Annotated in this window: 2 protein-coding genes and 1 pseudogene; all 3 read left to right on the plus strand. The window is 73.2% G+C overall.

Going from position 1 to position 8,881, the window contains the following annotated elements:
* A partial coding sequence (locus HW445_RS10505; RefSeq protein WP_180220759.1) for an acyl carrier protein occupies positions 1 to 527 on the plus strand: 527 nt, incomplete at its 5' end.
* 81 nt (positions 528 to 608) lie between these two features.
* Positions 609 to 5,531: pseudogene (locus tag HW445_RS10510) on the plus strand (type I polyketide synthase); the annotation flags it as partial.
* A 46-nt stretch (positions 5,532 to 5,577) separates the two neighbouring features.
* Positions 5,578 to 8,881: acyltransferase domain-containing protein (locus tag HW445_RS10515; protein ID WP_308798814.1), on the plus strand; the 3,304-nt coding region annotated here is incomplete at its 3' end.

The raw sequence follows: 8,881 nt of genomic DNA on the forward strand, positions 1-8,881 counted from the left end.
CCGCCGTCCCGCTCGCCCAGCGCCTGGCCGGCCTGTCCGAGGAGGAGCGCGACAACGTCGTTCTCGACCTGGTGCGCACCCACGCCGCCGCCGTCCTCGGCCACGCCACACCCGACGCCATCGACCCGCACGACGCGTTCAAGAAGCTCGGCTTCGACTCCCTGATCGCGATCGACCTGCGCAACCGGCTGAACGGCGTGACCGGGCTCCGGCTGCCCGCCACGCTCGTCTTCGACTACCCGACTCCCGTGGAGCTCGCCGCCCACCTGCGGGGCGAGGTGGTCCCCGACACCGCCGCGGACGCGGCAGCGCCGGTCCTCGCCGAACTCGACCGGCTCGCCGCCGTCCTCGCCGGCATCGGCCACACCGACCGTCGCTCCCTGATCACCGAACGGCTCAAGGGCCTCGTCGCCCAGTGGGACACCCCCCAGGCCAAGGACGGTGCCGACTCCGACGACACCGACATCGACGAGGCCACCGACGACGAGATCTTCGAGTTCCTCGGCCGTGAGTTCGGCATCGCATGACCGGCCGCGCCCGCCCTTCCCGGACCTTTACGGCACACATCCGCTTCGAGGAGCGACTCCACCATGACTGACGCATCGAAGACCGACGAACAGAAGCTTCGTTACTTCCTCAAGCGGGTGACGGCCGACCTCAAGGAAACCCGCGACAAGCTCCAGGAGACCGAGGCCAAGGCGCACGAGCCCATCGCCATCACGGCCATGAGCTGCCGCTTCCCCGGCGACGTGCGCAGCCCCGAGGACCTGTGGCGCATCGTGTCCTCCGGCACCGACGCGCTGTCCTCGTTCCCCGAGGACCGCGGGTGGGACTTCGAGGGCCTGTTCTTCAAGGACGACGACGAGCCCGACAAGTCGTACTCCCTCGAGGGCGGGTTCGTGTACGACGTGCCCCGCTTCGACTCCGACTTCTTCGGGATCTCGCCGCGCGAGGCCATCGCCATGGACCCGCAGCAGCGCATCGTCCTGGAGACCGCCTGGGAGGTCGTCGAGCGGGCCGGCATCGACATGGCATCGCTGCGCGGCTCCCAGACGGGCGTCTTCCTCGGCACCAGCTTCCAGGGCTACGGCGCCTCGATCGAGAACCCGCCGGAGGGCACCGAGCTCTACCTCGGCATCGGCACCACCATCAGCGTCGCCTCCGGCCGGGTCGCCTACAGCTTCGGCCTCAACGGCCCGGCGGTCACCGTCGACACCGCCTGCTCCTCGTCCCTGGTCGCGCTCCACCTGGCCTGCCAGTCGCTGCGCAAGGACGAGTGCTCCATGGCCATCGTGGGCGGTGTCACCGTCATGGCCAACGCCGGCGCGTTCACCGAGTTCAGCCGCCAGCGGGGCCTCTCCACCAGCGGCCGCTGCAAGGCGTTCTCCGCCGACGCCGACGGCACGGGCTGGGGCGAGGGCGTCGGCATGTTCCTCGTCGAGCGCCTCTCCGACGCCCGCAAGGCCGGCCGCCGGGTGCTGGCCGTCATCCGCGGGTCGGCGATGAACCAGGACGGCGCGTCCAACGGCCTGACCGCGCCCAACGGTCCGTCGCAGCAGCGCGTCATCCGCGCCGCCCTCGAGGACGCGGGCCTGTCCACCGCGCAGATCGACATGGTCGAGGCGCACGGCACCGGCACCAAGCTGGGCGACCCGATCGAGGCGCAGGCGCTGCACGCGGTGTTCGGCAAGAGCCGCCCCGAGGGCCGCCCGCTCTGGCTGGGTTCGGTGAAGTCCAACATCGGCCACACCCAGGCCGCCGCCGGCGCCGCGGGCCTCGTCAAGACGGTGATGGCCCTCCAGCACGGGGCGATGCCTCCCACCCTGCACGTCGAACGGCCCTCCGAGCACGTGGACTGGAGCGCGGGCGAACTGGGCCTGGTGACCGAGCTCACCCGCTGGCCGGAGACCGGCGCGCCGCGCCGGGCGGGCGTCTCCTCCTTCGGCGTCAGCGGCACCAACGCGCACATCATCGTCGAGCAGGCCCCTCCCGAGGAGCCCGCCGAGCAGGACGACGCCCCCGCGCCGACCACCTCGGTGGTCCCGTGGGTGCTGTCCGCCAAGTCGGAGCAGGCGCTGAAGGCGCAGGCCGAGCGACTGCTGGCGCACCTCGGCGAGAACCCAGGCGTACCGGTCGCCGACATCGGCTACTCGCTGGCGCTGACCCGCTCCCGCTTCGAGCACCGTGCGGCGGTGGTGGCCACCGGGCGGAACGACTTCGAGGCGGCCCTCGCGTCGATCGCGACGGGCACGCCGGTACCCGCCGTGGTGTCGGGCGTGGCGGGCCGGGGGACCCGTCCGGTGTTCGTGTTCCCGGGTCAGGGGGCGCAGTGGGTGGGGATGGCGGTCGAGCTGCTCGAGTCCTCGCCGGTGTTCGCGGCGCGGATGGCGGAGTGCGCGGCCGCGCTGGCTCCGCACATCGACTGGTCGCTGCTGGATGTGGTGCGTAGCGGTGAGGGTCTGGAGCGGGTGGACGTCGTCCAGCCCGTCCTGTGGGCCGTCATGGTGTCGCTGGCCGAGCTGTGGCGTTCGTACGGCGTGCAGCCCGCGGCCGTGATCGGTCACTCGCAGGGTGAGATCGCCGCTGCCGCGGTGGCGGGGATCCTGTCGCTGGAGGACGCCGCCAAGGTCGTCGCCCTGCGGTCCCGGGCGATCACGGCGCTGGCCGGTCTCGGCGGCATGGTCTCGATCGCGCAGCCCGCCTCCTGGGTCCGCGACACGATCACCGCGTGGGACGGCCGGATATCCGTCGCCGCGGTCAACGGTCCCTCCTCGACCGTGGTGTCGGGTGACGTGGACGCCCTGGACGAGCTGATCGCCGCGTGCGAGGACGCCGGGGTCCGGGCCCGCAAGGTGGACGTGGACTACGCCTCCCACTCCGCCCACGTCGAGGCCATCCAGGAGGAGCTGGCCTCCCTGCTGGACGGCATCACGCCGCAGCAGGGCGGCACGCCGCTCTACTCCTCGCTGACCGGCCGTCTGCTGGACGGTGACGAGACGGCGATGGACGGCGGCTACTGGTACGACAACCTCCGCAACACGGTCGAGTTCGAGGACGCCACCCGCGCCGCCCTCGCCGACGGGCACACCGTCTTCATCGAGGTCAGCCCCCACCCGGTCCTCGGCCTGGGCCTCCAGGGCACCGTCGAGAACGCCGACACCGACGCCGCCGTCCTCGGCACCCTCCGCCGCGACGAGGGCGGACCGGAGCGCTTCCTGACCTCCCTGGCGGAGGCGCACTGCCACGGCGTCACCGTCGACTGGGACACCGTCTTCGCCGGCACCGGCGCCCGCCGCACCGACCTGCCCACCTACGCCTTCCAGGGCAACCGGTACTGGATCGCGGACGAGATCGCCCCTCCCGCCCCGGCGGCCGTCGAGGCGAACCCCGCCGACACCGCCTTCTGGGAGGCCGTCGAGCTCGCCGACGTCCAGGCCGTCGCCGACCTGCTGCGCGTCGACGCCGAGGAGGCCGCCCAGACCCTGGGCGCCACCGTGCCGTACCTGTCCGCCTGGCGGAAGCGGCTGCGGGAGACCTCCTCCACCGACGACTGGCGGTACGAGGTCACCTGGCGGGCCAACCCCCGGCCCGCCACCGCCCGCCTCACCGGCACCTGGCTGGTGCCCGTCGCGGAGAGCCTGGCCGACGACCCGTACACGACGGCCGTCCTCGCCGCGCTCGAGCAGCACGGCGCCGAGGCCGTGCTGCTCGCGGTCCCCGAGGCGGACACCACCGACCCGCAGGCCCTCGCTGCCCAGGTCGGCGATGCCCTCATGCGGAACGCCCTGGCCTCCCCGGCCGGGGTCCTGTCGCTGCTCGCCCTCGACGGCGTCCTCCACCCGGACGCGTCCGCGGTGCCCCGTGGCTACGCGGCCACGGTCACCCTGCTCCAGGCCCTGGGCAGGGCGGGGATCCACGCGCCCCTGTGGACGGCCACCCGTGGAGCCGTCTCCGTCAACGTCGCCGACCCGCTCGACTCGCCGTACCAGGCCGCCGTCTGGGGCATGGGCCGCGTCGCCGCACTGGAGCACCCGGACCGGTGGGGCGGACTGGTCGACCTGCCGCCCGTCCTCGACGAGCGCACCTCGGCGCTGCTCGCCGCCGCCCTGGGCGACAACGGCCCCGAGGACCAGCTCGCCGTCCGCACGGCCGGGACCTTCGTACGGCGCCTGCGCCGCCTGCCCCTGAAGGCCGCGTCCGGCGACAACTCCTGGCGCACCAACGGCACCGTCCTCGTCACCGGTGGCACCGGCGCGCTGGGCGGCCAGGTCGCCCGCTGGCTCGCGGGCAACGGCGCCGAGCACCTGCTGCTCGTCAGCCGCCGCGGCCCCGCCGCACCCGGCGCCGACGCGCTGCGCGACGAACTCACCGCACTCGGAGCCCAGGTCACCGTCGCCGCCTGCGACACCGGAGACCGTGACGCGCTCGCCGCCCTCATCGCCTCCGTGCCCGAGGACAGGCCGCTGAGCGCCGTGGTGCACACCGCCGCCGTGCTCGACGACAGCGTCATCGACTCGCTGGACCTCGAGCAGATCGACCGGGCCCTGCACGCCAAGGCGCGGGCCGCGTTCAACCTGCACGAGCTGACCGCCGGCTTCGGTCTCAAGGCGTTCGTGCTCTTCTCGTCCTTCGGCGGCACCGTCGGCACCCCCGGCCAGGGCAACTACGCCCCGGGCAACGCCGTCCTGGACGCCCTCGCCGTGCACCGCAGGAGCCGCGGCCTGCCCGCCACCTCCGTCGCCTGGGGCGCCTGGGCGGGCGGCGGCATGGCCGAGGGCGACTTCGGCGACACCCTCAGCCGCCACGGCCTGCGGGAGATGAAGCCCGAACTCGCCACCGGGGCACTCCAGCAGGCACTGGAGCAGGACGAGACGAGTCTGCTCATCGCCGACATCGACTGGGAGCGTTTCTACACCGCCTTCACCGCGATCAGGTCCAGCCCGCTGCTCGAGGACATCCCCGAGGTCAAGGCGGTCGCCCGCGCCATGGCCGAGTCCGGCGGCGGCGACGAGCCGTCCGAGCTGGTCCAGCGCCTGGCCGGCCTGACCGAGCAGGAGCAGGAGAACGTCCTCGTGGAGCTGATCCGCGAGTGCGTCTCCGCGGTCCTCGGCTTCTCCGGGAACGAGGCCGTACCGGTCCGCAAGGCGTTCCGGGAGATGGGCTTCGACTCCGTCACCGCCGTCGAGCTGCGCAACCGCCTCTCCTCCCGCACCGGCCTGAAACTGCCGGTCACGACCGCGTTCGACTACCCCACTTCCAAGACTCTGGCCGCGTTCATGCGCGACCGGCTACTCCAGGACGGTGAGGCCGTCGCGACGGCCGCCCTCGAGGAGCTCGACCGGATCGAGACCGCGATGGCGTCCGTCGCCGCCGACGACGTCGGCCGGACGCGAGTCCTGCTGCGGATGAAGGCAATGGTCGCCGCCTGGCAGGAATCCCATGGCGACGCGCCGGCCTCGGCGGCGGAGATCGACTCCGCCTCCGACGACGAGATGTTCCAGCTGCTCGGCGAGAAGTTCGGCATCTCGTAACCCGCTGCCCCGCGCGGCGACGACACGTCAAGGAAAGGACGTCAGGGTGGCGAACGAAGAGAAGCTCCGCTATTTCCTCAAGCGCGTCAGCACCGATCTCGACGCGGCCCACGAGCGGCTGCGAGAGATGGAGGCCCGCAACACGGAGCCGATCGCGGTCGTCGGCATGAGCTGCCGGTTCCCCGGCGGCGTACGCAGCCCCGCCGCCCTGTGGCGGATGGTGCACGACGGCACCGACGCCATGACGCCCTTCCCCACCGACCGGGGCTGGGACCTGGGATCGATCATCGACGACACCGGTTCCGGCCAGGCGGGCACCTCGTACGTCGCCGACGGCGGATTCCTCGACGGCGTCGCGGAGTTCGACCCGGCGTTCTTCGGGATCTCGCCGCGTGAGGCGCTCGCCATGGACCCGCAGCAGCGCCTGCTGCTGGAGACCTCCTGGGAGGCCTTCGAACACGCGGGCATCGACCCCGAGGCCGTGCGGGGCAGCCACGTGGGAGTCTTCGCCGGCACGAACGGCCAGGACTACCCGCTGCTGCTGGTCGGCAACCAGTCCGGCCTGGAGGGCTACCTCGGCACCGGCAGCGCCGCCGCCGTGGTGTCCGGGCGCGTCTCCTACACCCTGGGGCTGGAGGGCCCGGCCGTCACGGTCGACACGGCCTGCTCGTCCTCGCTGGTCGCGCTGCACCTCGCCGTGCAGTCCCTGCGCTCCGGCGAGTCCACGATGGCCCTCGCCGGCGGCGTCACCCTGATGGCCACCCCCGGCATGTTCATCGACTTCAGCCGGCAGGGCGGTCTCGCCGGCAACGGCCGCTGCAAGGCGTTCGCCGAGGCCGCCGACGGCACCGGGTTCTCCGAGGGCGTGGGCATGCTGCTGCTGGAGCGGCTGTCGGACGCCCGGCGCAACGGCCACCAGGTGCTCGCGGTGGTGCGCGGCTCCGCGGTCAACCAGGACGGCACCAGCAACGGGCTCACCGCCCCCAACGGCCCCTCCCAGCGCCGCGTCATCCTCAAGGCCCTCGACAACGCCGGGCTCTCGACCGGAGACGTCGACCTCGTGGAGGGACACGGCACCGGCACCACGCTGGGCGACCCGATCGAGGCGCAGGCCCTGCTGGCCACCTACGGCCAGGACCGATCCGAGGAACGGCCGCTGTGGCTGGGCTCGATCAAGTCCAACATCGGCCACACCCAGGCCGCGGCGGGCGTCGCGGGCATCATCAAGGCCGTCATGGCGCTGCGTCACCGCGTGCTGCCCCGAAGCCTCCACATCGACGAGCCCTCCACGCACGTCGACTGGAGCGTCGGCCGGGTCTCCCTGCTGACCGAGAACCGGCCCTGGGAGGCCGACGGGCCGCGCCGGGCGGGCGTCTCCTCGTTCGGCGTCAGCGGGACGAACGCGCACGTGATCCTGGAGGAGGCGCCCGCCGGGGAGCAGTCCGCCGAGCCGGAGGCGGTCTCCGCCCCGGCGGGTGCGGTGCCGTGGGTGCTGTCGGGCAAGACCGAGGCCGCGGTGCGCGCCCAGGCGGAGCGGCTGCTGGCCCACGTCCGGGAGAACCCCGACGCGTCGGTCGCGGACATCGGCCACTCGCTGGCGCTGACCCGCTCCCACTTCGAACACCGTGCGGCCGTGGTGGCGGCCGACAGGGACGACCTCGAGGCGGCGCTCGCCGCGCTGGCCGAGGGCCGCCCGACCCCCGGCGCGGTGCGCGGCACGGCGTCGGAGGGGGACCGTCCGGTCTTCGTGTTCCCGGGTCAGGGGGCGCAGTGGATCGGCATGGCGGTCGAGTTGCTCGAGTCCTCGCCGGTGTTCGCGGCGCGGATGGCGGAGTGCGCGGCCGCGCTCGCCCCGCACACCGACTGGTCCCTGCTCGACGTGGTCCGCAGCGGCGAGGGCCTGGAGCGGGTGGACGTGGTCCAGCCGGTGCTGTGGGCCGTCATGGTGTCGCTGGCCGAACTCTGGCGTTCCTACGGCGTCCAGCCGGCCGCGGTGATCGGTCACTCGCAGGGCGAGATCGCCGCCGCCGCGGTGGCGGGGATCCTGTCGCTGGAGGACGCCGCCAAGGTCGTGGCTCTCCGCTCGCGGGCGATCACCGCACTGGCGGGTCTCGGTGGCATGGTGTCCGTGGCCCAGGCGGCGGACACCGTCCGTGAGACGATCACCGCGTGGGACGGCCGGATATCCGTCGCCGCCGTCAACGGCCCCTCCTCGACCGTGGTGTCGGGCGAGGTCGACGCCCTGGACGAGTTCCTCGCCCACTGCCAGGGCAACGACATCCGGGCCCGCAGGGTCGACGTGGACTACGCGTCCCACTCCGCGCACGTCGAAGCGATCCGTGACGAACTCGCCCGCCTACTGGACGGCATCACGCCGCAGCAGGGCAGCATCCCGCTCTACTCCTCGCTGACCGGTCGTCTCCTGGACGCCACCGAGACGGCGATGGACGGCGGCTACTGGTACGACAACCTCCGCAACACCGTCGAGTTCGAGAACGCCACCCGCGCCGCCCTCGCCGACGGGCACACCGTCTTCATCGAGGTCAGCCCGCACCCGGTCCTCGCCCTGGGCCTCCAGGGCACGGTCGAGAACGCCGCCGTCCTGGGCACCCTGCGCCGTGACGAAGGCGGCCTCGACCGCTTCCTCACCTCCCTCGCCGAGGCGCACTGCCACGGCGTCACCGTCGACTGGGACACCGTCTTCGCCGGCACCGGCGCCCGCCGCACCGACCTCCCCACCTACGCCTTCCAACGGCAGCGCTACTGGCCGGAGTCCCCCGCCGCCGAACTGGCGGAGGTCCTCGACCCCGAGGACGCCCGCTTCTGGGAAGCGGTGGAACGGCAGGACCTGGAGGCGCTCGGGGAAGCGCTCGGCGCGGTGGACGAGGCCACCGAGGCCTCCCTGGCCGCGGTCCTTCCGGTGCTCGCGTCCTGGCGCCGCCGCCGCTCCGAGCGTTCGGCCGCGGAGGCCTGGCACTACCGCGTCACCTGGAAGCCCGCCCCCGACCCCTCCCTGGACACCACCCTGACGGGGCGATGGCTGCTCGTCGTCCCCGACCGCCTCGCCGACGACGACCGGCTGGTGGTCGAGACCGTCGCCGCCGGACTCGCCCGGCACGGCGCCGAGGTCGCCAGGATCACCGTATCCGCCGAGGCCCCCGACCGCGGCAGGCTCGCCGCGCTGCTGGCCGGCGACTGGCGCCTGACGGGCGTCCTGTCCCTGCTGGCACTGGCCGACGGAGCCCACGCCGCGCATCCGGACGTCCCGGCCGGCCTCGCGGGCGACCTCACGCTGCTCCAGGCGCTGGGCGAGGTCGATGCCCAAGCCCCGCTCTGGTGCGTCACCCGGG

This window comes from Streptomyces sp. UH6 (assembly GCF_013421635.1).
Taxonomy (GTDB): Bacteria; Actinomycetota; Actinomycetes; order Streptomycetales; family Streptomycetaceae; genus Streptomyces; species Streptomyces abyssomicinicus.